Genomic DNA, 25,539 nt, shown 5'->3' with positions numbered 1-25,539 from the left:
CGGCGCCACCGCTCGCATCCATCTCCACAACGAACGGCCGCGGATCGCTCCGCGGCCGTTCCGCATTTCAGCAGACAGGTTTTCTCTTTTGACGTCAGCCCGCCCCGATGAACTGCAGCACCACCTCGCGCGCGTGCGGACGCGCGCGATGCTCGATCAGATAGATCGCCTGCCAGGTGCCGAGCAGCATGCGGCCGTCCTGCACGGGCACCTGCAGCGAGACCGAGCTCAGCATCGTTTTGATGTGCGCCGGCATGTCGTCGGGGCCCTCGGTGTCGTGCACCCAGCCGGCATCCTCCGGCGCGAGCCGCGACAGCGCCGTGGTGAGATCGCGCAGCACGGTCGGATCGGCGTTCTCCTGGATGGTCAGGGATGCCGAGGTGTGGCGGATGAAGGCCGTCACGACGCCTTCTCTTGCGGGGACCTCGCGCAGAAACGCGTCGACCTCGCGGGTGAGATCGGTGAAGCCACGGCCGGAGGTCTGCACGGTCAACACCGAGGTGACGACGCTGTCGATGACAGCTTTCGACGGCGCTGCCCGCGTGATCGATCTTGCGGCCATGCAGTCCGCCTCCTCAGCCTTGCCTCAGATCTTGCCCGAGACGTCCTTCTGCACCCGGTTGGCCATGTCGAGCAGCCGGCGCCAGGCCTGCTCGAGAAAGCCCATCATGCGGTCCATGTCCTGGTCGCTGGGCAACGGGATCTCCAGCTTGCGCGTTCCGTCCGCAGACTTGGTATCACCCGACTTCGGCTCGGCCTTCTTCAACTGGTCCGACTTCAACTGATCCGACTTGGGCAGCGCCTGGTCCTTCGGCAGCGGCTCGTCGATCTTGCCGGTGATGCTCTGGTCGCGCGAGGCGAGCTGAGCCCTCAGCTTTTCGTTCTCCGCCTGCAGCCGGCCGATCTCGGCGTCCAGCGCGGCGCGCTCGTCGGGAACGGCGTAGCACGCCCAGCCGGAGCCGGAATTGTTGTTGCAGGTCGAGACCGCGCCGGTCCTGGTATCGAGCCGGACCACGCCGTCCGGCGTCGTCGACATCGTGTAACGGCCTTTGTCGCTGTCAGGAGCGGCGTCCTCGGCCAGCGCGGGCTCGCCCAGGCATCCAAACGCCAGGAGGACCACGAGAGGCTGCCGATAGTGTTGCATGAGATTCATGACTGGCCGAGCCTCCAAGGCGCCACGACGCGCGATTCACGACGGTCGTCATGCACGCCTGCATTGTGTCGGCGCCGTGACATTCCGCTCCGTGCGATGAGCGGCCACAGGCCGCCCCCTTGTTCCCGACGTAGGCGCGACGGCGTCGAATTTCAACGCGGCGGCTCGTGGCACAGGCGGGGCGGACCTGGAACCGCCTCCACGCGCGCGCGTCCCGCCAGCACGGCCAGGACCGCGCCGATCCGAGCAGCATTGCAACCGCACAGAACACTGTTGATGCGGCGCGGTGACACGTCGGCCCGATCTAACGAAAAGGCCGAGAAAACGAGCAAATTCAGGCATCTAACAGTTCAACACGCAATCTTGACTTGGGGGGATGCGGTCAGTATGGTCCGCGCGGCTTTAAAGGGCGATGGGGCGCTATTTCCTGAAACTCGCAGCAACGGGTCGGGTCTCCACACATGGCGGACAAGCACATGGCGGATGGCACGAACGAGAGCAGCGGACACGGAGATCGCGACAAGTCGCCTGATGAGGTTGCGCTTTCCGCAAGGCTCGGAAGTCTCGATCAACGGTTGTCCGAAATTCGGGGCGGCCGAAAGACCGGGGCTGATCAACCTGGAAACAGCGGCGGTGACACTGCAGCCCGGGCTTCGGCCATGGCGCGTGGCCTGCGACTGTCCTCGGAGTTGATTGCCGGTGTCCTCGTCGGCGCGGTGCTTGGCTGGGGCTTCGACCGCTTGCTGTCGACATCGCCCTTCGGATTTATCGTGTTTTTCCTGCTCGGCTTCGCCGCCGGCGTGTTGAACGTGGTCAGATCTGCAGGCGTCGCCCCCGACAGGTCCCGCCAATGAGATCCGCGCGGAAGACCTCAGGGCGGAAGACCGACGATTGAATTGCAAAGCGCCGGCGTGGCCGGTGAACAACTGAGACGCCACGCGGATGATCGATCCGATCCATCAATTCCATCTCAACAAGATCTTCACGATCGGCCACATCGGCAATCAGGAGATCGCCTTCACCAATTCGTCCGCGTACATGCTGCTCGCGGTCGTTCTCATCACCGTCATGATGATGGCCGCCGGGCGCGCGCTCGTCCCGGGCCGGTTCCAGTCGGTGGTGGAGCTGTCCTACGAGTTCGTCGCCAACACCATCAGAACCAGCGCCGGCTCGCACGGCATGACGTTCTTCCCGCTGGTGTTCTCGCTGTTCATGTTCATCTTCGTCTCGAACATCGTCGGCATCATTCCCTACACCTTCACCGTCTCCAGCCACATCATCGTCACCTTCTCGCTGGCGCTGCTGGTGTTCCTGACGGTCATCATCTATGGCTTTTACAAGAACGGCCTGAAGTTCTTTAAGCTGTTCGTGCCCTCCGGCATTCCTGCGGTGATCCTGCCGCTGGTGGTCGTGATCGAAATCATCTCCTTCTTCTCCCGCCCGATCTCGCACAGCGTCCGTCTGTTCGCCAACATGCTGGCCGGCCACGTCACGCTGAAAGTGTTCGCGAGCTTCGTGACCATGCTCGGCGCGCTCGGCTTCGTCGGCAAGGTCGGCGCGCTGCTGCCGCTCGGTCTCACGGTCGCCCTGACCGGCCTCGAGCTGATGGTCGCGTTCCTCCAGGCCTACGTCTTCACGATCCTCACCTGCATCTATCTCAACGATGCTATCCATCCGGGCCACTGATCCGGCCCTCTCTACCAAACCTCTCAAAGGAGTTCGTCATGGATCCGGTCGCAGCGAAGTACATTGGCGCGGGCATTGCCTGCATCGGCATGGGTGGCGCGGGTGCCGGCATCGGCATCATCTTCGGCAACTACCTGTCGGCTGCTCTGCGCAACCCGTCGGCCGCCCAGGGCCAGTTCGGTAACCTGATTTTCGGCTTCGCGGTGACCGAAGCGCTCGGCATCTTCTCGCTGCTGATCGCCCTGCTCCTGCTGTACGCCGTCTAAGACGGCCTGAGCCGGACAGGAGAAGCCCGTGGCTGAAAGTCATGGTGAGGCCAAGGGCACTGCAAGCGCCCATACGGAGGCCGATGGCGGGCATGGTTTCCCTCCCTTCTCGAAGGAAACCTTCCCCTCCCAGATCGTCTCTCTGGTGATCGCCTTCGTGGCGCTGTACGTGATCGTCTCGCGTGTGGCGCTGCCGAAGGTCGGGGCCGTGATCGACGCCCGCCAGAAGGCGATCGACGGCGATCTGGCCGAGGCACAGCGGCTGAAGGATGAATCCGAAGCCGCCATGAAGGCTTACGAAACCGAGCTGGCGACGGCTCGCGCCCGCGCCCAGGCAATCGGTGCCGAGACCCGAGACAAGCTCGCGGCCTCCTCGGAGGCCGAGCGCAAGGCGCTGGAAGACAGCCTCGCCGCCAAGCTCGCGGCGGCGGAGACGTCGATCGCCACGACCCGTGCGACCGCCATGAGCAATGTCCGCGGCATCGCCGCTGACGCGGCCAGCGCGATCGTGCAGCAGCTCACCGGCAAGGCCCCCGCGGCCAAGACGGTGGAAGCTGCGGTCGATGCATCGTTGAAGGGAACAGCCTGATGCATTTGCTCGCTGATCCGGAAACCTGGGTTGCGATTGCCTTCGTGATCCTGATGGGCCTGTTCGCCTATCTCGGTGTCCACCGCATGGTCCTGAAGGCGCTCGACCACCGTGCCGAGCGCATCAAGAACGAGCTGGACGAGGCCAAGCGGCTCAAGAACGAGGCGGCCAAGGTGCTCGCCGACTACCAGACCCGCCGCGCCAGCGCCGAGCGTGAGGCCGAGGAGATCGTCACGAGCGCAAAGGCGGAAGCCGAGCGCATCGCGGCGGACGCCAAGGCCAAGATGGAAGACTTCGTCGCCCGTCGCACCAAGGCTGCCGAGAGCAAGATCGCCCTCGCCGAGGCCCAGGCTTTGGCCGACGTCCGGGCCGCCGCGGCCGACGCCGCCGTCCAGGCCGCCTCGACCGTGCTGTCGCAGTCGGTCAAGGGCGCTCTCGGGGAGGACCTGGTCGCCAAGGGCATCGCGGAAGTCAGCCGCAAGCTGAACTGAGCGACGCTCGACCAACCAACATCTTCCAAAAGGCCGGTGCCCCGCACCGGCCTTTTGCTTCTCAAACCTCTCTCCGCCGTCGCCCCCTTGGCAACGGCACAAGGTCACTTCCGCTTCTTGCCGCCGCGCTCGGGCGTCAGCGCCTGCGGGTCGAAGCCGATATAGAAGACGTAATTGTCGGCGTTGGAGCCGGGCGGCGGCACTGGATAGACCATGTCCTCGGCGACGATCGTGAACGGGACGCTGCCGTCGCCGGTCATCTGCACCGTGGTCCGATAGGCCTTGGTCGCGATCACCTTCTCGCCGATGCCGCCCTGCACCACCGCGATACGCATGGGGATATCGACCGTCGCCGGCGCGCCGGCTGGGCCCGCCACGACGCGGCCCTGGATGCCGATCTTGGCTATGATCTCGGCGCCGTTGAGATTGCACTCGCGCGCCGTCTTGGTGATCGACGCCTGGAAGCGGACGTCGTTGCCGACGGCCTGCTTGCCCGGCAAAGCCACCGCATAGGTCGAGGCGCCGGAGCGGATGTTGACCTGGGGACAGGTCAGCCCCTCGGTCGGATCCACTGGCGGACCGCCTGCGGGCAGGTTGGGCTGCTCCTTGTCATCCGAGCCGCCGCCGAACAGGCTCTTGAAACGGTCGGTGAGCGATTGAGCGGCGGCTGGCGGCGCGGCGGCTGCCGTTCCCAAGGCCAGCAGAGCGGCCGCCAACGTCCCCACCCGAATCACACGCATCTGTCGCATCTCGAAGTCCCCGGCATCTCGGCCGCCCGGCTCGACGGCCCGACCCCAGGCTCGGATCGCGCGATCGCGGACCAGCCGAAGGACGCCGGCACCAAGGCGACTCTATTGAAGGCGTCTATACCCATTTCAGAGGCCGGAACCAGCCCCGTTCGGCCTCGCACTCTCCCCGCCCGATCACAAATGCTAACCTCTGAAATCCTCGTGCAGCAGGCCATAGAGGTAATGGTCCTGCCAGACCCCGTTGATGCAGAGATAGCGCCGCGCCAACCCTTCCCGGGTGAAGCCGCATTTCTCGAGCACGCGGATCGATGGCGTATTGGTCGGAATGCAGGCGGCCTCGACCCGGTGCAGATTGAGCTCGCCGAACAAGGTGGGCAGCAGCAGCCGCAGCGCCGACGTCATGTAGCCATGATGCGCGAACGGCTGCCCCATCCAGTAGCCGATCGTGCCGGCCTGGACGATGCCGCGCCGAACATTGGCCAGGGTGATGCCGCCGAGCATGGCGCCGTCCTGCTCGCGGAACACGATGAAGGGATAGGAGCGGTCGGCCGAGATGTCCTCGGCATAACGGCGCAGCCGGCGGCGGAAGCCGGACCGGGTCAGGTCGTCGGACGGCCAGATCGGCTCCCACGGCGTCAGATAATCGCGGCTGATCTCGCGCAGCCGCGCCCATTGCGCATAGTCGGCCATCTGCGGCGCGCGCAACAGCAGGCCATTGCCGCGCGGAGCGAGCGCGGCCGGTCCACTGGACGGTAGACGAAACAGGGCCATCGGTGATGCTCCCCTGCTCTTCAGCACCCGAATCCGTCACCGTCGCTTCCAGCGGCAATCCGCCAGATGCTCGCGATGTCAGGACCCGTGCTCAATGCAGCTGGGCCTTCGACTTCGGCCCGGTGAGACCTTCGGCGAAAGTCACCGCCGTGTCCAGACCCCTGCCGCTGCCGAGCGCGACCACGGCGGGCTTGCTGCGTGCGAGGAGCGCACGCGCCGCGTCGCGCGTGCTCTCGACGCTGACGGCTTCGATCTTGGCGACCATCTCCTGCAAGGTCTGCGGCCGGCCATAGGCCAGGATGTGCCGCGCCAACTGCTCGGCGCGGGCGCTGCAGCTCTCCAGAGCCATCAGCAGCCCCGCCTTCATCTGCGCCTTGGCGCGGGCGACCTCGGCCTCGCTCAGCGTCTCCACCGCATTGCCGATGATGTCGACCACGACCTCCATCATCTCCGGTGCGTCGGCCGGATCGGTGCCGGTGTAGAGGCCGAAGAAGCCGGTGTCGCTGTAGGGCGCGTGGAACGTATAGACGGAGTAGCAGAGCCCGCGGTTCTCGCGCACCTCCTGGAACAGCCGGGACGACATGCCGCCGCCCAGGATGTTGGTGAACACCTGCAGCGAGAACAGCGACGGATCGGCCTGCGGCACGCCTTCCAGCGCTAGCGTCAGATGCGCCTGCTCGAGATCGCGATGCACCACCCGCGAGCCGCCCTTGCCGAACGAGGCCGGCAGCGGCTTCGGCCCCTCGCCGCCGTTGAAGCTGGCGAAGCGCTTGGTCACGTCCTCGACCACGCGCTGGTGGTCGACCGCGCCGGCTGCGGCGACGACCATGTCGGGGCTGCGATAATGCGTCGAGAGATAGCCGTGCAGCTTGTCGCGGTCGAACGCCTCGAGCGTCTTCGCCGTGCCGAGCAGCGACCGGCCCATCGGCTGGTCCGGAAAACACAGCTCGTTGAGATGCTCGAACACGACGTCATCAGGCGTGTCCTGCGCCGCGCCGATCTCCTGCACGATGACGTTCTTCTCGCGCTCCAGCTCCTCGGGCACGAAGGACGGATTGGCGAGAATGTCGGCGAGCACGTCGAGCGCCAGCGGCACATCGGCCTTCAGCACGCGGGCATAATAGGCCGTGGTCTCGGTCGAGGTGCCGGCATTGAGATCGCCGCCGACCGCCTCGATCGCCTCGACGATCTCGCGTGCGCTGCGCGTCGTCGTGCCCTTGAACGCCATGTGCTCGAGCAGATGGGAGATGCCGTGCTCGTCCGGCTTCTCGTCGCGACCACCCACGCCCGCCCAGACGCCGAGCGCCGCCGTCTCCAGATGCGGCATCGTGTCGGTGACGACCGTCAGACCCGTCGGCAGCTTGGTGACTTCCACACCCATCATGCAATTCCCTGCTTGGCGGCCCGGCTGACCGAGCGGATGAATGTCTCCACCTCGGCCTGATCGTTCCGCATGATCCTGATGTCCTCGCGCTTGCTCATCAGCCCTTCCAGCCAGACCGGCAGATGCGGGCGCTGCCCGCAGGCCGCCTCGACCGCATCGGGGAATTTGGCGGGATGCGCGGTCGCCAGCACGATGTTCGGCACCGATCGATCGGTGTCGTCGCGATCGGCCACCGCCAGCGCGACCGCCGTGTGCGGATCGACGAGATCGCCGGCCTCGCGGAAGGCGGCGCGAATCGCGGCCGCCGTCTCGGTCTCGTCGGCACGGCCGGCGTCGAAATCGGCACGGATCGCCGCCAGCATCGCATCCGGCAGCACGAAGCGGCCGGACTGCTTCAGGCTGTCCATCAGCCGCCGCACCGTGCCGGCGTCGCGGCCGCCGACCTCGAACAGCAACCGCTCGAAGTTCGACGACACCTGGATGTCCATCGAGGGCGAGGCCGTCGCATGCACCTCGCGCACCTCGTAGATGCCGGTCTGAAGCGTGCGCGCCAGGATGTCGTTGACGTTGGTGGCGACGCGCAGCTTGCGCACCGGCAGGCCCATGCGCTTGGCGACGTAGCCGGCGAAGATGTCACCGAAATTGCCGGTGGGCACGGTGAAGTCGACGGCGCGATGCGGCGCGCCGATGGCGACCGCCGCTGTGAAGTAATACACGACCTGGGCGACGACGCGGGCCCAATTGATCGAGTTGACGCCGGACAGCGCGACGGAATCGCGAAAGGCGTGATGGTTGAACAGGCCCTTCACGAGCGCCTGGCAGTCGTCGAAATGGCCTTCGATCGCCAGCGCATGCACGTTGCCCGCGCCCGACGTCGTCATCATCCGGCGCTGCACCTCGGAGATGCGGCCGTGCGGATAGAGCACGATGAGGTCGGCATTGTCGCGGCCGGCGAAAGCATCCACCGCGGCGCCGCCGGTATCACCCGAGGTCGCGACCACAATGGTGGTGCGCTCGCCGCGCTTGGCCAGCACGTGATCCATCAGCCGTGAGATCAGCTGCATCGCCACGTCCTTGAACGCCAGGGTCGGGCCGTGGAACAGCTCCAGGACGAACTGGTGCGGGGCGGTCTGGTCGAGCGGCACCACCGCCGGATGGCGGAACGTCGCATAGGCCTCATTGGCCATGCGGCCGAGCTCGGCATCGGAAATCTCGCCGGCGACGAACGGCTTGATCACCTCGACGGCGACCTCCCAATAGGGCCGGCCGAAGAACGAGGCGATGGTCGCGGGCGTCAGTTGCGGCCAGGTCTCGGGCACGTACAGCCCGCCGTCCCGGGCGAGCCCGGTCAGCATCACATCGCAGAAGGTGAGCGCGGGGGCTTCCCCGCGGGTCGAAACATAGCGCGTCAAACCGCTCTCCTGACCTGCGTCACCAGGCCATAACCCGTTGATTGAACTCGAAATCGGAACCGCCTGGCGGCAACATGGTCCGGCACCATAATGGTTTTGGGCAGGCTGCGAAACCGGTTGTTGACCCGGGGATGGTCATCGCTGCGGGTTACGGCGGGGTTACGGTGACCGGAGCGGGATCGGCAACTCGGGCCGCCCCGGCGTACAGCAGAACGTGGAGCAGCATTCCCGCGACGCAATCGGCGCCCGAGCTTTGCAACCATTCTCCCTCCAAGAAGCAGAGGGCGCAGGGAAGACCGGATGCCGGCTGGCACCCGCGTCGGGGGACTCAGGTCGGCGAAGAGGCCGCCATCGTCTCGCGATGAGGGAGCGTAGTGCCTTCTCACCCTGCTGTCGTCCGTGCGAACGCAGAGACCCATAACCACCGCCCTTCGTGAGACGATGACTGGCAGTTGCGCGCCAAACTTAGATTTCCGCGGTATGGGTCCCTGCGTGCGCAAGGACGACACCTCTCGTGTAGCCAGATCTCACACCACATTCTCATGAGAGAGGCGCGTGACCCGAGGTGAAAGGCAGCCTCGCAGCGGCTGGTCCGCTTGCCGATCTTCACTTGCGGGCGCCGGACGCCTAACATTCGCAGACAACGATCAAGCGCGAGTCCGCCCATGATCATCCAACGCATCGCAGCCTTCACCGACGGACCGCGCGGCGGCAATCCGGCGGGTGTCGTCATCGGCGAGACGCTGCCCGAGCCTGCTGCGATGCAGGCGATGGCGGCGGAGATCGGCTATTCCGAGACGGCGTTTGCGGCGCCGGACGGTGACGGATGGCGGGTGCGCTACTTCGCGCCGCAGGCCGAGGTGGACTTTTGCGGGCATGCGACCATCGCGCTCGGCGCGGCGCTGGCGCGGCACGAACGCTCGGGGACATTTGCCCTCAAGCTCAATCATGCCGACATCACGGTCGACGGGCATCATTCGACAACCGAATGGGGTGCGGCGTTTCGATCGCCGCCGACGCAGACCCGCGCGCTGTCACCGGCCGCATTGGACGAGATCCTCGCGCTGTTCGGACTGACGCAGGGCGAGCTCGACGCGCGGATTCCGCCGGTCATCGCCCATGCCGGAATGGATCATCCGGTGATCGCCCTGCGCGACCGCGGCCGCCTCGCGGCCATCGCTTACGAATTCAGCCGCGGCCAGGCGCTGGCGCAGCGCGAGCGCTACTGCACCTTCGCCCTCGTTCACGCCGAGACGCCGGAGCTGCTTCACGCGCGCAATCCGTTTCCGTTCGGTGGTGTCTATGAAGACCCGGCGACGGGCGCGGCCGCCGCGGCGCTCGCCGGCTATCTGCGCGAGCTGGCGTGGCCGGCCCAAGGACCGATCGTGATCCGGCAAGGCGAGGACATGGGTGTGCCGTGCTGCCTGCAGGTTGATCTCGATGGGCCTGCGGGTGCGCCGGTGAAGGTGTCAGGCAGCGCGAGGTCGATCGAGGCGTAGCCCGCCTCCGCGGGCGACATGCGGGTCACCACCCGTCCCGCATCTCGCTTCTCTCGTGCGGGCCATGACGCCCTCGGTCGTCGCTCATACATGGAGCACGATGTGATCGCGCGGAAACGCATCATGCTTCAACCGCCATGCCCCGATGATCACGGCGGAAGGCGCCGCCATCTCAGTCTCACCCTCCCCTGGAGGGGGAGGGTCGATCGCACGCGCAGCGGGCGAGCGGGGTGGGGTGAAGCCGCGGAAACCGGTGTAAGTGGAGAGATCACCCCACCCCGGCTCACACGCGCTTCGCGCCTATGAGCCGACCCTCCCCCTCCAGGGGAGGGTAGCAGCGGGGCTGACCTCGAAGCTGCGCGCTGCGGAATCGGGAGCGTGCGCGAGGCGCGATCCGTACAAACACATCACGCTCTAAGCGGCCGCGCCGGCCTTTGCGTCCGCCTCGGCATACACCGCCTTTGCGGCGAACAACCCGTTGAGGGCCGCGGGAAAGCCGGCATAGACCGCCATCTGCATGATGACCTCGGTGATCTCCTCGCGGCTGAGGCCGACATTGAGGCCGGCGTGAATATGCACCTTCAACTGCGGGCTGGCATTGCCGAGCGCGGTCAGCGCCGCGATGGTCGCGATCTCGCGGCTGCGCAGATCGAGACCCGGGCGCGAATAGATGTCGCCAAACGGGAATTCGATCACGTAGGTGGCGAAGTCAGGCGCGATGTCGGCGAGCGCCGCGATCACATTGTGACCGGCCTCTCCATCGATTCTATCGAGCGCGCGCCGGCCGCGCGCCAACCGATCCTGATCGTGGTTGGCGCCGGATTGCGCGCCGGTCGGCACCGTGCTCGTTGTCGCGGATCGGCTTGGAATCGATTGCGTCATCGTCATCAGTCCTCTCGCTGCTGCCGGCATAGCCGGCGATCTTGCCGTCGAGAACGAGAAGACAATCCCGCAATGTGGCGACGCGCGCCCGGACCGCCTCGCGATGCCGCTCCAACAGCCGGCGTCGTTCCGGCTCGGTGGCGGCGCCGCGGGCACGCAGCTCAGCATAACGGAGCATGTCCCGGATCGGCATTCCCGTCGCCTTCAGGCGGCCGAGAAATTCGATCCAGGTCAGGATCGATGCGTCGTAGTCCCGCTGGCGGGCATGATCGCGATCAGCTCTGGGCAGCAGACCGATCCGCTCATAGTAGCGGATCGTGTGGGCCGTCAGCCCCGACTGCCTGGCCAGCTCGCCGATCTTCATGCGTGCCTCATCTCATTCACGACGCCAGGCAGGCTACGGGTTCGAGCGCACTCTAAGTCAAGTGGCGTTTCGCCGGGGACATGAGCGGCCTGAGAGGCGGCGGCTTCAGCCGTTCGCTGCGCGCCGTCCTCGCGCCCACACGGCGAAGGCAGCGATGAGCGCGGCCGCCAGCGAGAACCAGGTGATCGCATATTGCATGTGCTCGTCCCGCAGATGCGGCGACAGCGGGCCGGGCTTGGGCGTGCCGTTCTCCGGCGCCGGGGATTCCAGATCGATGTAGAACGGCGCGACCTCGCCCCAGCCGAGCGCGCGGGCCATCGCGAGATGGTCGCGGGTGAACCACAGGCGCTTGTCGCGGTTCTCAGCCGCGGTGAGCAGGCCGGCAGCTTCGGGGAAGCGCAGATAGCCGGTCAAGGTCACCGGCTCGCCGGTGACGAGCTTGCCGACCTGGCGATCCTGGATGCTGCGCTCCTGCATCGTGTTGGCGACGAAGCCGGCGTCGATCACGAGGGTCTCGCCGGAGGGCAGGCGCGCCGGAAGGAAAGCCCAGGTGCCGGGGCCGGAGACGTCCTCGCGCACGGCCGAGCCGGCGCTGTAGACCATGGCGTCGGGAAGCTTGGCGTAGACAGCTGTGAAGCTGACGCGGCGGAATTCGTCCCGCTCGGGCGTCAGCGTGGGCCAGTCGCTTGGCGGCGGCAGCGGGGCAGGAGCGGCGGCGACGCGATCGGTGAGCGCTGCGATCAGCGCGTGCTTGGCGGCGCGGCGCTGCAACTGCCAGACGCCGAGGCCGATGAACAGCGCGACCATCACGAGGGTGAAGGCGGCGAAGGCGCGGGAGGACGTTTTGGGAAGGGTGGAGGTCATGAGGCGGTTGAATTGGCCAAGTCTGACGCCTCTCGGATTTGATGAGGAGGCAGACGGCACGGCGGGCTCGGTGCCAACCTCGCCCCGCTTGCGGGGAGAGGTCGGATTGCATCGTCAGATGCAATCCGGGTGAGGGGGTACAGGTCGATCCGCATACACTTCCCGTGCGGCTGCCCCTCACCCCAACCCTCTCCCCGTAAGAACGGGGAGAGGGAGCGCACCGGTGACTGCTCAGATATCTTGGGCGGGAAAGAGCAAATCATGATCGCCGTCCGCCTCGAACGTGCGATCATCACGCGACTGATGTCCTGGCCCCAACAACAACTCATTGCGGCGTCTTGTCCACGAGGCGGCCGGGGGCGGCTTTGTGGTGGAATTGGAGGGAGATCAGCAGCGACTTCATGGCGCGGAGCGGCAGCAATGTCGTGACCAGGATCAGCGGGCCCCACAACACGGCGTGCACCCAGAATGGCGGCTGATACTTGACCTCGACGATCAGGGCGGCGCCGACGACGATGGCGCCGGCGAGCATCATGATGAAGATCGCGGGACCGTCGCCGGTGTCGATGAAGGCGTAGTCGAGGTCGCAGGCCTCGCAGCGCTTGCGTAAGTTGAGGAAGCCCTCGAACAGCTTGCCCTGGCCGCAGCGGGGGCAGCGGCAGGCAAGCCCGCGAAAGATGGTCTGGGTCAAGGTGACGGGCGGATGGATGGTCATGATGTCTTGCCCCTTATGTCTTGCCCCTGGTCTCGATCCGGGCCGCCGGGCGCACGCGCCTGTGGTGATACAACCGCAGGCGGCGAGCGCTGATCACATTCGGATCACCCGTCACGTTTAAATGACCCGGGAGCCGCGACTCAACGAGAAAGGGCGGCCAGACGGCCGCCCTTCCTTCACACGTCGACGGAGCCGGTGCGCGGCCGGCGTCAGTGCGCGCCGTGCGCCATCGACTCGGCGCCGTGGCCCCAGACGTAGATGCAGATGAACAGGAACAGCCAGACCACGTCGACGAAGTGCCAGTACCAGGCGGCGAACTCGAAGCCGAGATGCTGCTTCGGGGTGAAGTGGCCGGCATAGGCGCGGAGCAGGCAGACGATCAGGAAGATCGTGCCGACCAGGACGTGGAAGCCGTGGAAGCCGGTCGCCATGAAGAAGGTGGCGCCGTAGATGTGGCCGGCGAAGGAGAACGTCGCGTGGCTGTACTCATAGGCCTGCACGCAGGTGAAGGTCGCACCCAACAGGACGGTGAGGATCAGGCCGTATTTCAGGCCCTTACGGTCGCCTTCGAGCAGCGCGTGATGCGCCCAGGTCACGGTGGTGCCCGAGGTCAGCAGGATCAGCGTGTTCAAGAGCGGCAGGTGCCAGGGGTCGAAGGTCTCGATGCCCTTGGGCGGCCAGACGCCGCCGATCAGCGCGTCGCGGGTCGCCTGCACCTCGTAGCCCGGAAACAGCGCGACGTTGAAATAGGCCCAGAACCAGGCGACGAAGAACATCACCTCGGAGGCGATGAACAGGATCATGCCGTAGCGGTGATGCAGCTGCACCACGCGGGTGTGGTCGCCCTTGTACTGGGCTTCCTTGATGACGTCGCCCCACCAGCTCGCCATCGTGTAGAGCACGCCGATGGTGCCGATGCCGAACACGATCGGCGCGGCGCCGAACATCTTGTGCATCCAGCCGATCGCGCCGAACGCCATGATGAAGGCCGACACCGAGCCGACGAACGGCCACGGGCTTGGATCAACCAGATGGTAGTCGTGATGCTTGGCGTGCGCCTCAGCCATGGCAAGTCTCTCCCCAGATCGATGCCGGTCGCCCCGGCAAAGTGTCGTTCAACAGCGATGGTCCCCGAATTTCGGAGGTCGCCGCGGTCATAGATTGCCCCGCGGCTTGTCCGGCTCGCCCGCAGCCACCGGCTTCGGCCCGGCGTCGCGAACGGGATAGAAGGTGTAGGACAGCGTGATCGTCTTCAGCGAGTCGTTCTCGGGATCGGCGGTGATCGCCGGATCGACGTAGAACACGACCGGCATCTCGCGGGTCTCGCCCGGGGCCATGGTCTGCTCGGTGAAGCAGAAGCAGTTGATCTTCTGGAAGTAGGCGCCCGAGGTCAGCGGCGCCACGTTGTAGGCGGCCTGCGCCATGGTGGTGCGCGCCGACTGGTTGGTGACCTTGTAGTAGACCGTGACGACCTCGCCGATCGCGACCTCGATCTCGGTCTTCTCCGGCTCGAACTTCCAGGGCAGCCCGCCGGCGACGTTGGAGTCGAAGCGCACGCCGATGCGGCGCGCCAGCGGCGCCGACGACGGCGCCGATGTCGCGACCTGCGTAGTGCCGTTGAAGCCGGTGGCGCGGCAGAACCAGTTATAGAACGGCACGGCGGCATAGGAGGCGCCGACCATCAGCACGACGACCGCGCCGCAGATCGTGCCGACCATCGCATCGCGACCAAGGCTCCAGCGCGACCGGACGGAGCCCTGCGCGGCGGGTGCCGGCGCAGCCTGCGCTGATGTCGGAGGGGTCTGGTCGCTATCGTCCATCGGCTGGCTACTCACATCCGCTACATCGGCCGCTTCAGCACCGCGGGGCCCTTGACCATGGTGACTGCGAAGAACAGCACCACGAGGACGCCGAGCGCCAGCGCAATCGCGATCGACCGCCGGCGGCGGCTGCGCAGTTGCGCCTCGGTGAGGACGATGCCCTCTGGCTCATTCGGATCGACCATCGCGCCTGCCATTCGTCCTTTACCAGATCAGCGGCGCGATCATGCGCGCGACCGCCTCGAGACCGAGCGTCGCGAACAGCGCGAACAGATACAGGATCGAGAAGCCGAACAGCTTGCGATTGGCGCGCAGCGAGGCGAGGCGCTCACGCTTCCGGAACACATCGATGGCCAGCCACAGCATGCCGGCGCCGAGCGCGAGCGAGACGACGCCGTAGACGGCATCGAAATAGCCGAGCGGCCAGGGCGCGGCGGCGATCGCCACCAGCACGATGGTGTAGAGCAGGATCTGCAGCCGGGTCGCATCGGGACCGGCGACCACGGGCAGCATCGGCACGCCGGCGCGGGCGTAATCGTCGGTGCGGAACAGCGCCAGGGCCCAGAAATGCGGCGGGGTCCAGAAGAAGATGATCAGGAATAGCCAGAGCGGCTCCGGCGCCACCGATCCGGTGGCCGCGGCCCAGGCGACGACCGGCGGCAGCGCGCCGGCGGCGCCGCCGATGACGATGTTCTGCGCGGTCCAGCGCTTCAGCCACAGCGTGTAGATCACGACGTAGAAGAAGATCGTGAAGGCGAGCAGCGCGCCGGCGATCCAGTTGACGAGGATGCCGAGCGTCAGCACCGAGAAGAACGACAGCGTGATGCCGAAGGCGAGCGCCTCCTGGCGGGTCACGCGTCCGCGCGGGATCGGGCGGTTGGCGGTGCGCGACATCAGCGCGTCGATGTCGCCTTCCAGCGCCATGTTCAGCGCGCCGGACGCGCCAGCGCCGACGGCGATGCACAACAGCGAGGTGATCGCGAGGATGGGGTGGAAATGGCCGGGGGCGATCAGAAGGCCGATCAGCGCGGTGAAGATCACGAGCGACATCACCCGCGGCTTCAGCAGCGCGAGATAATCGCCCACATCGGCCTCGGAAATCCGCGGGCCGACGGCGATGGCGTTCTGATCAATGACCGACACGGCGAATCCAGACTTCAATTCAAAATGGCGCTGGACATTCGCGCGGATGCGCGCAGGTCAGCAATTTGGCTTCGGAGATCCGGCCGGCGCGCCCGAGAGTGAAAGCAAGGACGCACCGGCTGGCAGATGTCGATGCGGCGCCGATCACGGCGCCGCATATGGATGCCGTCGGGCTTACTGCACCTTCGGCAGCACCTCGAACTGGTGGAACGGCGGCGGCGAGGAAAGGGTCCATTCCAGGGTCGTCGCGCCCGGTCCCCACGGATTGGCGGCCGCCTGCTGCTTGCGCCGGAAGGCATCGACAACGCCGTAGATGAAGATCAGCACGCCGAAGGCCGAGATGTAGGAGCCCAGCGAGGAGATCAGGTTCCAGCCGGCATACGCATCCGGATAGTCGATGTAGCGGCGCGGCATGCCCGACAGGCCAAGGAAGTGCTGCGGGAAGAACACCAGGTTCACACGCCGATGAAGGTGACCCAGAAATGCGCCTTGGCGATCGTCTCCGAGTACATGTAGCCGAACATCTTCGGGAACCAGTAGTACCAGCCGGCGAAGATCGCGAACACGGCGCCGAGCGACAGCACGTAGTGGAAGTGCGCGACGACGTAATAGGTGTCCTGCAGCACGCGGTCGACGCCGGCGTTCGCCAGCACCACGCCGGTGACGCCGCCGACCGTGAACAGGAAGATGAAGCCCACGGCCCACAGCATCGGCGCGCGGAACTCGATCGAGCCGCCCCACATCGTGGCGATCCAGGAGAAGATCTTCACGCCCGTGGGCACCGCGATCACCATGGTGGCGGCAACGAAATAGGCCTGCGTCGCCGAGGACATGCCGACCGTGTACATGTGGTGCGCCCACACCACGAAGCCGATGCCGCCGATCGCGACCATGGCGTAGGCCATGCCGAGATAGCCGAATACGGGCTTGCGCGAGAAGGTCGAGACGATCTGGCTGATCATGCCGAAGCCGGGCAGGATCAGGATGTACACTTCCGGATGGCCGAAGAACCAGAACAGGTGCTGGAACAGCACCGGGTCGCCGCCGCCGGCCGGATCGAAGAAGGTGGTGCCGAAATTGCGGTCGGTCAGCATCATGGTGATGGCGCCGGCGAGCACCGGCAGCGACAGCAAGAGCAGGAACACCGTCACCAGGATCGACCACACGAACAGCGGCATCTTGTGCAGGGTCATGCCCGGCGCGCGCATGTTGAAGATCGTCGTGATGAAGTTGATCGAGCCGAGGATCGACGATGCACCGGCGAGATGCAGCGACAGGATCGCGAAGTCGACGGCCGGACCCGGATGGCCGGAGGTCGACAGCGGCACATACATCGTCCAGCCGGCGCCGACGCCGTTGGCGCCGGGCTCGCCCTCGACGAAGGTCGAGGTGAGAAGGAGCGCGAACGAGGCGGGCAGCAGCCAGAACGAGATGTTGTTCATGCGCGGGAACGCCATGTCCGGCGCACCGATCATCAGCGGCACCATCCAGTTGCCGAAGCCGCCGATCATCGCCGGCATGACCATGAAGAAGATCATGATCAGGCCGTGCGAGGTTACGAACACGTTGTACGTATGGTTCTCGTGGAAGAGCTGAACGCCCGGATACATCAGCTCGATGCGGATCGCGACCGACATGGCGAGGCCGATGATGCCGGCGCACACCGCGAAGATCAGATACATCGTGCCGATGTCTTTGTGGTTGGTCGAATAGACCCAGCGCCGCCATCCGGTCGGATGGTCGTGCGCGTGATCGTCATGGCCGGTATGGGTCGCTACGTTCGTCGCCATTGTCCAATCCTCAGTGTCCCCGTGGACCGCGTGACGCGGCCCTCAATTCCTTCGCGTTCGTCCCCGTGCGTTACTGCTGCACGTCCGCAGCAGAGGCGTAGGTGCTCGTGGGCGCGCTGGCGTACTTCTTCTTGGCGTCCTCGACCCAGGCGGTGAACTCCTGGTCGCTCACGACGCGCACCGCGATCGGCATGTAGGCGTGATCCTTGCCGCAGAGCTCGGAGCACTGGCCGTAATACATGCCGACCTTGGTCGCCTTGAACCAGGTCTCGTTGAGACGACCCGGAATGGCGTCGATCTTCACGCCGAAGGACGGGATCGCCCAGGAGTGGATCACGTCGGCGCCGGTGGTCTGGACACGAACAACCTTGTTGACCGGCACGACCATCTCATTATCGACCGCCAGCAGGCGGGGCTTCTTGTCCTGCGCCAGCAGCGAGTCGAACTCGAACTTGCCGTTGTCGGGATAGGCGTAGCTCCAGTACCACTGCTTGCCGGTCGCCTTGATCGTCAGATCGGCCTTCGGCACGTCGAGCTCGAGGAACAGCAGGCGGAACGACGGCACCGCGATGGTGACGAGGATCAAGACCGGGATCAGCGTCCACGCCACTTCGAGCAGCGTGTTGTGCGTGGTCCGCGACGGCACCGGATTGGCGCGCGCATTGAACTTCACGACGACGGCGACCAGAAGCGCGAGCACGAACAGAGTGATCAGCGTGATGATCGTCAGCAGCAGGCCATGGAACCAGGTGATGTTCTCCATCACCGGCGATGCGGCTTCCTGCAGCTTGTATTCCCACGGGGCCGGCTGCCCGCTTTCAGCAAATGCCGATCCACCCGTCATGCCCGCTACGGCCAATCCCAGCAAGCAGGCGCCCAATTGGCCTTTCGACATCTTCATGCCGTCGCGCTCCCTTCAGAACTTTCCCCCTCAGCGCTCCGCGAGCTTCGCGCGGCGCGCCGTCGATCCGCTCTCCTGACAAATGGCCTTCGGGCGGACGCTTAGAAAAGCACCTGGGCCAGTTCACTGGAATGACGAAATCTTTCTTCTCAAACCATAATTCTTGATCTATCGCAATGCAGTCTTAAGCCGGATTTCGCGCGCAGCGTCATGCGTTACGATGAGCTAATTTTCCGAGAAATTGCCGCATGCCGTGATTTCCCGGACAACGAGCGCTTGACAGGCGCATGCTGCGATGTAGGCAACGGAACATGGCCGGTTGCGACGCTGATTCGGCGAGGCGCAGCGGCCGTGCACCGGATGCGGCCATATTTCGTATCGTTTCGTGCCGTAGGCTGGTGAGGCGGTCCTCATGACGCCATCATTGCCGTATCATGGCGTCGGATGCGCAGATCACCCACAGGAATTTGTCATGGCACTGACCCGCACCAGGGTTTCAACGGACAGGACAGCTGACGTGCGACGCCCAGCTGCGAATGACTCGCGCCGTTCGTGCCGACTCAGCGCCGCGCGCAACTCCTTGACGCGCGTCGTCGCGCTGGTCTCTGCCGCAGCGACAGCGATTGTGGTGATCGCGACTGCAATCGGCGTGCCTCACGCCGCGCTCGCGCAGGGCGCCGTGCGCTCGGTGCATGGCGACTGGCAGATCCGCTGCGACACGCCGCCGGGCGCGCAGACCGAGCAATGCGCGTTGATCCAGAGCGTCGTCGCCGAGGACCGCTCCAATGCCGGCCTCACCGTGATCATGCTCAAGACCGCGGATCAGAAGAGCCGGTTGATGCGCGTGGTCGCGCCGCTCGGCGTGCTGTTGCCGTCCGGCCTCGGCCTCAAGCTCGACAACCAGGATGTCGGCCGCGCCGGCTTCGTGCGCTGCCTGCCGAACGGCTGCGTCGCCGAGGTGGTGCTGGAGGACAAGCTGCTCGGCCAGCTCAAGACGGCGAAGACCGCGACCTTCATCATCTTCGAGACGCCGGAGGAAGGCATCGGCTTCCCGCTGAGCCTCAACGGCCTCGCCGACGGCTTTGACAAGTTGCCCTGACGTCGCGCTGAATTGACGTCACGATTTGACGCACATTGCCGTGATCGGCTGGCGTTCTCGCCTCACCTCCAGCACGCGCCCGCTCAGCGCGACGGGTCCAGCGCCAAGGCCATCACCAGCAGGGTCCGGTCGAAGCCGTCATGGCCGGCTTCCCGCGGCTCTACGGCCTTCAACAGGAAGCCCGCCTTCTGGTACAGCCGGATCGCATTGGCATTGCCGCGATAGACGTTCAGCTCGACGCGGGAGAACCCGGCCGCCCGGGCCGCCTCTAGAGTTGCGGACATCAGGCGTCGTCCATGCCCCTGGTGTCGGAACTGCGGCAAAAGGCCCATGCCGAGCACTCCGACCCGGGCATCGATCGGCCCAGATTTGGGCGTCACATCGCACCAGCCGACCACCTCCCCGGCGGAGAGAGCGACGAATTGCGGATAGCCCTCGTTGATATTGTTCAGAATGAAGGCGCGCGTCTTATCCAGCGGCGGCGCCTGCACGAAAGACAAATAGCGCCGTTCGCGCGCGACGCAGTCCAGCGTGCGATGGAAGCTCTCGATGTAGGCGGCGGTAATGGGAACGATCTCAACCATGTCCGTTCGGTAATCATCCTGCCCCTCGCGCCCCGGCGTCAAAACAACTATCTTGGAATGAACGCTCCGACAACGGATTGACCCATGACAGCTCCCACAACTTCCCTGCTCGAGCGCGCCAATCTGGATCGTGATGCGGTCCGGAGCGAGGTCGCGCGGGGCCTGGCCGGCGCCGATGACGGCGAATTGTTCTTCGAATACAGCCAGACCGAGGCGCTGACCTTCGACAACGGCCGGCTCAAGCAGGCGACCTACGACACCAGCCAGGGCTTTGGCCTGCGCGCGGTGAAGGACGATGCGGTCGGCTACGCCCATTCCTCCGACGTGTCGCTGCCGGCGCTGATGCGCGCGGCGGACGCGGTCAGCGCTGTCCGGGGCGGCTATTCCGGCACGTTCGCAAGCGCGCCGCCGCACACCAATGTGCGCCTCTATGGTGACGACAATCCGCTCGACGCGCCCGGGTTCGAAAGCAAGGTCAAGCTGCTCGGCGAGATCGACGCCTATTTGCGCGACAAGGATCCGCGCGTGCGCCAGGTGACGGTGAGCCTGGGTGCGACCTGGCAGGTCGTGGAAATCCTGCGCCCCGACGGCGAGAGCTATCGCGACATCCGCCCGCTGGTGCGCGTCAACGTCTCCGTGGTCGCCGGCCAGGGCGACCGCCAGGAGAGCGGCAGCAAGGGCTATGGCGGCCGCGAGGCCTATGCGCGCTTCATCGAGACCAAGGCGTGGCGCGAGGCTGCCGACGGCGCGCTTCGTGAGGCGCTGGTCAATCTCGACTCCGTCCCCGCCCCCGCCGGCGAGATGGACGTCGTGTTAGGGGCCGGCTGGCCCGGCGTGATGCTGCATGAAGCGGTCGGCCACGGCCTGGAAGGCGACTTCAACCGCAAGAAGACCTCGGCCTTCGCAGGCCTGATGGGCAAGCCGGTCGCCGCCAAGGGGGTGACCGTGGTCGACGACGGCACCATGGCCTCGCGCCGCGGCTCGCTGTCGATCGACGACGAGGGCACGCCGACCAGCCGCACCGTGCTGATCGAGGACGGCATTCTCGTCGGCTACATGCAGGACCGCCAGAATGCGCGCTTGATGAACATGGCGCCGACCGGCAATGGCCGTCGCCAGGGCTACGCGCATGTGCCGATGCCGCGCATGACCAACACCTACATGCTGGCCGGCGAGCGCGATCCGGCCGAGATCATCGCCTCGGTCAAGAACGGCATCTATGCCGTCAACTTTGGCGGCGGCCAGGTCGACATCACCTCGGGCAAATACGTCTTCCAATGCACCGAGGCCTACAAGATCGAGAACGGCAAGGTCGGTGCGCCGGTGAAGGGCGCGATGCTGATCGGCAACGGCCCGACCGACCTCAACCGCATCAGCATGATCGGCAATGATCTCGCGCTCGACACCGGCATCGGCACCTGCGGCAAGAACGGCCAGGGCGTGCCGGTCGGCGTGGGACAGCCGACGCTTCGCATGGATCGCATCACGGTGGGAGGCACGGGCCGATGAGCCTCGACAAGATGTCCACGAGCAAGGTCAGCACCAAAGCGCCGCGCAAGGAGACGACGTGGACTGGGCAGATCGCCCAGCTCGCCGCCGTGGTCGCGGTCGTCTTCCTCGCCAAGGGCGCCATCGCCGAGCCGTTCTACGTGCCCTCGGGCTCGATGGAGCCGACGCTGCTGATCGGCGACGCGCTGCTCGCGTCGAAATTCCCGTATGGCTACGGCACCTCGTCGCTGCCGATGCAGATCACCTTGCCGGAGACCGGGCGCCTGTTCGGCGAGACGCCAAAGCGCGGCGATGTCGTCGTGTTCCGCTGGCCGGGCGACACCTCGCAGGCCTGGGTCAAGCGCGTCGTCGGCCTGCCCGGCGACCGCATCCAGATGCGCCAGGGTCAGCTCTACATCAACGGCCAGGCCGCCCAGCTCAAGCCTGACGGCATCGGCGACGCCGAAGACGACACCGGCCGCAACGAGCCGGCCTATCGCTACGTCGAGACACTGCCGAACGGCGTGTCGCATTTGATCTTCAAGATGCGCGACAACGGCCGCCTCGACAACACGCCGGAAGTGACCGTGCCGCCGGGCAAGCTGTTCGTGCTCGGCGATAACAGGGACAACTCCGCCGACAGCCGCGTCTCCCTGCGCGACGGTGGCGTCGGCCTGCTGCCGATCGACAATCTCGTCGGCCGCGCCGACGCGGTTGTCGGCTCCTGGGATCTCGGCTTCAAGAACCAGCCGGTCTGGGCTTGGCTGTCCGGCTTCCGTCTCGACCGCTTCTTCACCGCGGTGCGCTGAGCGGACGGCGACCGTGACCTTCGACGATGTCAGGGCACTCGCGCTGGCATGGCCGGAGGTCGAGGACGGCACGTCCTACGGCACGCCGGCGCTGAAGGTCCGCAAGAAGATGCTGACGCGGCTGAAGGAGGACGGCGACAGCCTCGTTCTGCCCGGCGTTCCGCCGGACGAGCGCGCGATGCTGGTCGAAACACGGCCGCAGCAGTTCTATTTCACCGACCACTACCGCGACTATCCGATCGTGCTGCTGCGGCTCTCACAGGCAGGGACCGCCGACGTCGAGCCGCTGTTGCGGCGGCAGTGGCGGACACTGGCGTCGAAGAAGGCGCTTGCCGCGTTCGATCGCGGCTGAACGCTCGGTCTTTTCCCCATCCCTCGCGAGGCATGCCGCGATGTCCGCGTGAGCGGACGGTATTGGCGTGTTATCATGGGACATGACCGAGGATGACTTCGTCACGTCAGCCCTGCGCAATCACGTGAACGCGGCGATCATCGACGTGCTGCGCGCGACAGCCTTGCCGGATGCGTGGCTGGTCTCGGGCTGTCTGGTGCAGACGGTCTGGAATGTGCGCAGCGGCCGCCCCGTCGACCACGGCATCCTCGACTACGATGTGTTCTATTTCGATCCCGACACGTCGTGGGATGCCGAAGATGCGGTGATACGGCGGGTCGCGTCCTGTCTGGGCGGGATCGACGCCAAGGTGGAAGTGCGCAACCAGGCCCGCGTTCATCTCTGGTATCCGGCCAAGCACGGCCGCCCCTACCCGCCGCTGTCGCGATCCACCGATGGCATCGATCGGTTCCTCACCGCCAACACGCAGGTCGGCCTGCGTCCTATCCGCGACGGATACGAGCTCTATGCACCCAAGGGCCTGGACGATATCGACCAGATGATCGTGCAGCCGAACTACACGGCCAATTTCTCGGCGGCGAACTACACGGCCAAGGCGGAGCGGTGGAAGACGCTCTGGCCCGAGATCACGGTGATCACACCCGAGGAGTGATCCCGCGAGGAGCACCAGCTCCTTCACTCTAAATCGATGTAGTCAGCTCGGTCAGCCACCCCGGCGAGATCGCGACCAGCCAAGCCTCGAGCTGCTTGTCGGCGCCGCTCAGGATCGCGACTGCCACGAGGACGAAGGCCGCGCCCATCAGCATCTTGCCGAGCTTGCCGGCCGACAGCAGCCGCTCACGGAGCTGCATCATGGTGGTGCGCGACACCAGTCCGAGCACGACCAGTGGCAGGCCGGCGCCGAGGCCGAATGCCAGCATCGTCAGCGTCACGCGCACCAAGTCGCGCCCCTGCGAGGCCAGCAGCGAGGCGGCGCCGAGCGTCGGACCGACACAGGGTGACCAGACCGCGCCGAGCAGCAAGCCGACCGCAAACTGACCGCCGGCGCCTGCCGCCGCGAAGCCCTGGGAGTGCCGGTCGGCCCAGCGCTGCACCGGTCCGCCGGCGATTGCGAGCTGCGCCTGCCAGGACGGCACCAGCAGCACGACGCCGATCGTCAGCATGAGGACCGCTGCGATGAGGCGGAACACGCCGGCATCGAGTCCGACGCTATTGCCTGCGAGCGCGATGAACAGGCCGATGCCGGTGAACGACAGCGCAAGGCCTGCCGCGAGCGCCAGCGCGCCGCGCGGATGCACTGAGGCCGCCGCGCCGAGCACGATCGGCACCAGCGGCAGCACGCAGGGCGACAGGATCGAGAGCAGGCCGGCCACGAAGGCCAGCGCCAGCGCGACCATGGCGCGTTACAGGCTCTTGTCGAGCAGCGCCGCGATCGAGGTTTCTTTGGTGTCGCCGACAGAGCGGCCGGTCTCGCTCGCGCCCTTGAACACGATCAGGGTCGATTGCATCTGCGCGCCAAAACCTTTCACCGCCGGCCTCTGGTCGTCGAAATCGACGCGGAAGATCTTCAGGTCCTTGAATTTCGGCTCGGCCGCGAGCTTGTCGATGATCGGCTTCTGCGCCTTGCAGGTGGAGCACCAGACGGCATGGATCTCGATCAGGATCGGCTGGCCGGCGGTCTGCGCCGCCTTGAAGGCGGCGTCCGTATAGGGCGTGGTCTCGACGGCGAAGGCCGTCCCGAGCCCGACGACAGCGAAGGTGGCAGCGACCGCTGCGGTGGCAAACAACCTGCGCGAAAACATCATGGCAAGCCCCGATCTCTGCGTTGCGACAGGCAGCCGGCGGCGAGAGCCGTCAGGCGCCGCAACTCATTTCGGACGGGGCTGCTGCAATGTTACGCGCCGACGGAGAAATAATTCTGAGGCCAGGGCGGGACGCGTCAGCGAACCACGCCGGACGTGAAGCCGGCCCGGCGCCGCGGCGGCTTGATCTCCTTCTTCAGGAAGCAATGCGCCTCCTTGCCGGCATAGCCGGGCCGCGCGAAGGTCCAGGCGCGGCATTTGTTGTCGCCCGTGCAGGCCGCCTTGCAGATCTCCTCGGCGTCGGCCGCCTTCTCGTCCTTCTTGTCCGCCGGCTTGGTGTCGCTGCCCTTGTCAGCAACCTTCTCGGCAGGCTTTTCGACCTTGTCGTTGGCCTTGAGATCGGTGGTCTTGATGTCGAAGCTGCGGTAATCGCCGCCAGGGCGGTCGATCGAGGTTTCCACGGCGTCGTTGCGGATCTCCACGACCCCCGCGCCGCGCACGCCGGAGACGCAGCAATTATCGGGCACGCGCGCCGGCACGCTGTTCTTCAGCCAGCAGACGGCGCCGCCTTCCATCACGGTCGGATAATTGAAGCTCCAGGCGCGGCAGCGCTTGTCATGCTCACACAGCAGGGCACAGTCGGCCGGGTCACCCGACTCGATCGGCGCGCTCATGTAGTCGCCGCCGGGACGATCCGAATAGGTCTGGGCGTGGGCCGGCGTCAGGCAAGCAGCAGCGATCAGGCCGACGCAGACGCGCAGCCATGCCCCGACGAGGCGCCCCGCGCGCCGCTGAACCATTGGACCCATTGTTAACGTTCGCGTTTTTCTGACGTGTTCTTGGACCGTCATTTGATGGCCACGAACCTGTATGGCCGATGAACGAGGCCAAACCGAACGGAACGGCCAAAGGCAAAGCAACGGCAG

At 65.9% G+C, this 25,539-nt stretch carries 30 protein-coding genes and 1 pseudogene; 11 read left to right on the top strand and 20 right to left on the bottom strand.

The features are described 5' to 3' along the window. Positions 1–94 precede the first annotated feature (94 nt). Entirely contained in the window at positions 95–562 is a 468-nt protein-coding gene (locus ACVILH_RS10300) for a secondary thiamine-phosphate synthase enzyme YjbQ (RefSeq protein ID WP_456712792.1), read from the bottom strand. A gap of 24 nt (positions 563–586) precedes the next feature. After that, positions 587–1,153 (bottom strand): hypothetical protein, encoded by a 567-nt coding sequence (locus ACVILH_RS10295; protein ID WP_456712791.1) that lies wholly within the window; start codon positions 1,151–1,153, stop codon positions 587–589. Between the two features lie 476 nt (positions 1,154–1,629). Between ACVILH_RS10295 and ACVILH_RS10290 the strand changes: the two genes are divergently transcribed. The 5 genes from ACVILH_RS10290 to ACVILH_RS10270 all read left to right on the top strand — a co-directional run bounded on the left by ACVILH_RS10290 (position 1,630) and on the right by ACVILH_RS10270 (position 4,185). Beyond that, on the top strand, positions 1,630–2,007 hold the full coding sequence (locus ACVILH_RS10290) for an AtpZ/AtpI family protein (RefSeq protein WP_456716933.1): 378 nt from the start codon (positions 1,630–1,632) through the stop codon (positions 2,005–2,007). A gap of 88 nt (positions 2,008–2,095) precedes the next feature. Further along, entirely contained in the window at positions 2,096–2,839 is a 744-nt protein-coding gene (locus ACVILH_RS10285) for a F0F1 ATP synthase subunit A (protein ID WP_456712790.1), read from the top strand. Between the two features lie 38 nt (positions 2,840–2,877). After that, a complete protein-coding gene (locus ACVILH_RS10280) occupies positions 2,878–3,105 on the top strand; it encodes a F0F1 ATP synthase subunit C (protein WP_006615622.1) in 228 nt (75 codons plus the stop codon). A gap of 28 nt (positions 3,106–3,133) precedes the next feature. Continuing rightward, positions 3,134–3,694 (top strand): F0F1 ATP synthase subunit B family protein, encoded by a 561-nt coding sequence (locus tag ACVILH_RS10275; protein WP_456712789.1) that lies wholly within the window; start codon positions 3,134–3,136, stop codon positions 3,692–3,694. Further along, positions 3,694–4,185 (top strand): F0F1 ATP synthase subunit B family protein, encoded by a 492-nt coding sequence (locus ACVILH_RS10270; RefSeq protein WP_456712788.1) that lies wholly within the window; start codon positions 3,694–3,696, stop codon positions 4,183–4,185. The genes ACVILH_RS10275 and ACVILH_RS10270 overlap by 1 nt, the downstream gene beginning before the upstream one ends. A gap of 104 nt (positions 4,186–4,289) precedes the next feature. On the opposite strand, the gene ACVILH_RS10265 is transcribed toward ACVILH_RS10270, so the two are convergent. The 4 genes from ACVILH_RS10265 to thrC form a co-directional block, all read right to left on the bottom strand. Further along, positions 4,290–4,901 carry a hypothetical protein gene (locus ACVILH_RS10265; RefSeq protein ID WP_456716932.1) on the bottom strand — a complete coding sequence of 204 codons (612 nt, stop codon included), beginning with the start codon at positions 4,899–4,901 and terminating at the stop codon, positions 4,290–4,292. A 216-nt stretch (positions 4,902–5,117) separates the two neighbouring features. Continuing rightward, complete coding sequence (locus tag ACVILH_RS10260; RefSeq protein ID WP_456712787.1) at positions 5,118–5,705, bottom strand: GNAT family N-acetyltransferase; 588 nt, start codon at positions 5,703–5,705, stop codon at positions 5,118–5,120. Between the two features lie 91 nt (positions 5,706–5,796). Further along, complete coding sequence (locus tag ACVILH_RS10255) at positions 5,797–7,086, bottom strand: M16 family metallopeptidase (RefSeq protein ID WP_456716931.1); 1,290 nt, start codon at positions 7,084–7,086, stop codon at positions 5,797–5,799. Continuing rightward, entirely contained in the window at positions 7,086–8,501 is a 1,416-nt protein-coding gene (thrC, locus tag ACVILH_RS10250) for a threonine synthase (protein WP_456712786.1), read from the bottom strand. The genes ACVILH_RS10255 and thrC overlap by 1 nt, the downstream gene beginning before the upstream one ends. A 665-nt stretch (positions 8,502–9,166) precedes the next feature. Here thrC and ACVILH_RS10245 point away from each other — a divergent pair. Continuing rightward, complete coding sequence (locus ACVILH_RS10245) at positions 9,167–10,000, top strand: PhzF family phenazine biosynthesis protein (RefSeq protein WP_456712785.1); 834 nt, start codon at positions 9,167–9,169, stop codon at positions 9,998–10,000. A gap of 414 nt (positions 10,001–10,414) precedes the next feature. On the opposite strand, the gene ACVILH_RS10240 is transcribed toward ACVILH_RS10245, so the two are convergent. The 10 genes and pseudogenes from ACVILH_RS10240 to coxB form a co-directional block, all read right to left on the bottom strand. Further along, positions 10,415–10,882, bottom strand: coding sequence for a carboxymuconolactone decarboxylase family protein (locus ACVILH_RS10240; protein WP_456716930.1), 468 nt, complete (start codon positions 10,880–10,882; stop codon positions 10,415–10,417). Beyond that, entirely contained in the window at positions 10,767–11,246 is a 480-nt protein-coding gene (locus ACVILH_RS10235) for a MerR family transcriptional regulator (protein ID WP_456712784.1), read from the bottom strand. The genes ACVILH_RS10240 and ACVILH_RS10235 overlap by 116 nt, the downstream gene beginning before the upstream one ends. 105 nt (positions 11,247–11,351) lie before the next feature. Next, positions 11,352–12,110 (bottom strand): SURF1 family protein, encoded by a 759-nt coding sequence (locus ACVILH_RS10230; protein ID WP_456712783.1) that lies wholly within the window; start codon positions 12,108–12,110, stop codon positions 11,352–11,354. A gap of 325 nt (positions 12,111–12,435) precedes the next feature. Further along, positions 12,436–12,825: a DUF983 domain-containing protein gene (locus ACVILH_RS10225; RefSeq protein WP_456712782.1), complete on the bottom strand. Its 390-nt coding sequence runs from the start codon at positions 12,823–12,825 to the stop codon at positions 12,436–12,438. Positions 12,826–13,034: 209 nt separating this feature from the next. Further along, positions 13,035–13,892 (bottom strand): cytochrome c oxidase subunit 3, encoded by an 858-nt coding sequence (locus tag ACVILH_RS10220; protein ID WP_456712781.1) that lies wholly within the window; start codon positions 13,890–13,892, stop codon positions 13,035–13,037. A gap of 87 nt (positions 13,893–13,979) precedes the next feature. Next, on the bottom strand, positions 13,980–14,645 hold the full coding sequence (locus tag ACVILH_RS10215) for a cytochrome c oxidase assembly protein (RefSeq protein WP_456712780.1): 666 nt from the start codon (positions 14,643–14,645) through the stop codon (positions 13,980–13,982). A 20-nt stretch (positions 14,646–14,665) separates the two neighbouring features. Then, positions 14,666–14,842, bottom strand: coding sequence for a CoxF protein (locus tag ACVILH_RS10210; RefSeq protein WP_456712779.1), 177 nt, complete (start codon positions 14,840–14,842; stop codon positions 14,666–14,668). A 7-nt stretch (positions 14,843–14,849) separates the two neighbouring features. Next, on the bottom strand, positions 14,850–15,788 hold the full coding sequence (locus ACVILH_RS10205) for a heme o synthase (RefSeq protein ID WP_456712778.1): 939 nt from the start codon (positions 15,786–15,788) through the stop codon (positions 14,850–14,852). Positions 15,789–15,962: 174 nt separating this feature from the next. Further along, positions 15,963–17,578 (bottom strand): annotated as a pseudogene (gene ctaD, locus ACVILH_RS10200) (cytochrome c oxidase subunit I). 70 nt (positions 17,579–17,648) lie between these two features. Beyond that, positions 17,649–18,479 carry a cytochrome c oxidase subunit II gene (coxB, locus tag ACVILH_RS10195; protein WP_456712777.1) on the bottom strand — a complete coding sequence of 277 codons (831 nt, stop codon included), beginning with the start codon at positions 18,477–18,479 and terminating at the stop codon, positions 17,649–17,651. Between the two features lie 472 nt (positions 18,480–18,951). Here coxB and ACVILH_RS10190 point away from each other — a divergent pair, with 472 nt between their 5' ends. After that, positions 18,952–19,578, top strand: a complete 627-nt coding sequence (locus ACVILH_RS10190) for an invasion associated locus B family protein (RefSeq protein ID WP_456712776.1) — start codon at positions 18,952–18,954, stop codon at positions 19,576–19,578. 83 nt (positions 19,579–19,661) lie between these two features. Here the strand turns inward: ACVILH_RS10190 and ACVILH_RS10185 are convergent, their stop codons facing one another. Beyond that, positions 19,662–20,162 (bottom strand): N-acetyltransferase family protein, encoded by a 501-nt coding sequence (locus ACVILH_RS10185; protein WP_456712775.1) that lies wholly within the window; start codon positions 20,160–20,162, stop codon positions 19,662–19,664. 84 nt (positions 20,163–20,246) lie between these two features. On the opposite strand from ACVILH_RS10185, the gene tldD reads away from it, so the two are divergent. From tldD to ACVILH_RS10165, 4 genes are all read left to right on the top strand, one after another. Then, entirely contained in the window at positions 20,247–21,671 is a 1,425-nt protein-coding gene (gene tldD / locus ACVILH_RS10180; RefSeq protein WP_456712774.1) for a metalloprotease TldD, read from the top strand. Beyond that, complete coding sequence (gene lepB / locus ACVILH_RS10175) at positions 21,668–22,459, top strand: signal peptidase I (RefSeq protein WP_456712773.1); 792 nt, start codon at positions 21,668–21,670, stop codon at positions 22,457–22,459. Before tldD ends, lepB begins: the two co-directional genes overlap by 4 nt. A gap of 13 nt (positions 22,460–22,472) precedes the next feature. After that, the gene (locus tag ACVILH_RS10170; RefSeq protein WP_456712772.1) at positions 22,473–22,811 is read left to right on the top strand and encodes an MmcQ/YjbR family DNA-binding protein; all 339 of its coding nucleotides are present in this window, start codon (positions 22,473–22,475) and stop codon (positions 22,809–22,811) included. Between the two features lie 82 nt (positions 22,812–22,893). Continuing rightward, a complete protein-coding gene (locus ACVILH_RS10165; RefSeq protein ID WP_456712771.1) occupies positions 22,894–23,463 on the top strand; it encodes a nucleotidyltransferase family protein in 570 nt (189 codons plus the stop codon). A 28-nt stretch (positions 23,464–23,491) separates the two neighbouring features. Here the strand turns inward: ACVILH_RS10165 and ACVILH_RS10160 are convergent, their stop codons facing one another. From ACVILH_RS10160 to ACVILH_RS10150, 3 genes are all read right to left on the bottom strand, one after another. Further along, positions 23,492–24,208: a cytochrome c biogenesis CcdA family protein gene (locus tag ACVILH_RS10160; protein ID WP_456712770.1), complete on the bottom strand. Its 717-nt coding sequence runs from the start codon at positions 24,206–24,208 to the stop codon at positions 23,492–23,494. A gap of 6 nt (positions 24,209–24,214) precedes the next feature. After that, the gene (locus ACVILH_RS10155) at positions 24,215–24,616 is read right to left on the bottom strand and encodes a thioredoxin family protein (protein WP_456712769.1); all 402 of its coding nucleotides are present in this window, start codon (positions 24,614–24,616) and stop codon (positions 24,215–24,217) included. Between the two features lie 134 nt (positions 24,617–24,750). Further along, entirely contained in the window at positions 24,751–25,413 is a 663-nt protein-coding gene (locus ACVILH_RS10150) for a PAN domain-containing protein (protein ID WP_456712768.1), read from the bottom strand. Positions 25,414–25,539 lie beyond the last annotated feature (126 nt).

Source organism: Bradyrhizobium sp. USDA 4353 (assembly GCF_054063215.1).
This window is presented reverse-complemented; position numbering and strand designations above follow the sequence as displayed.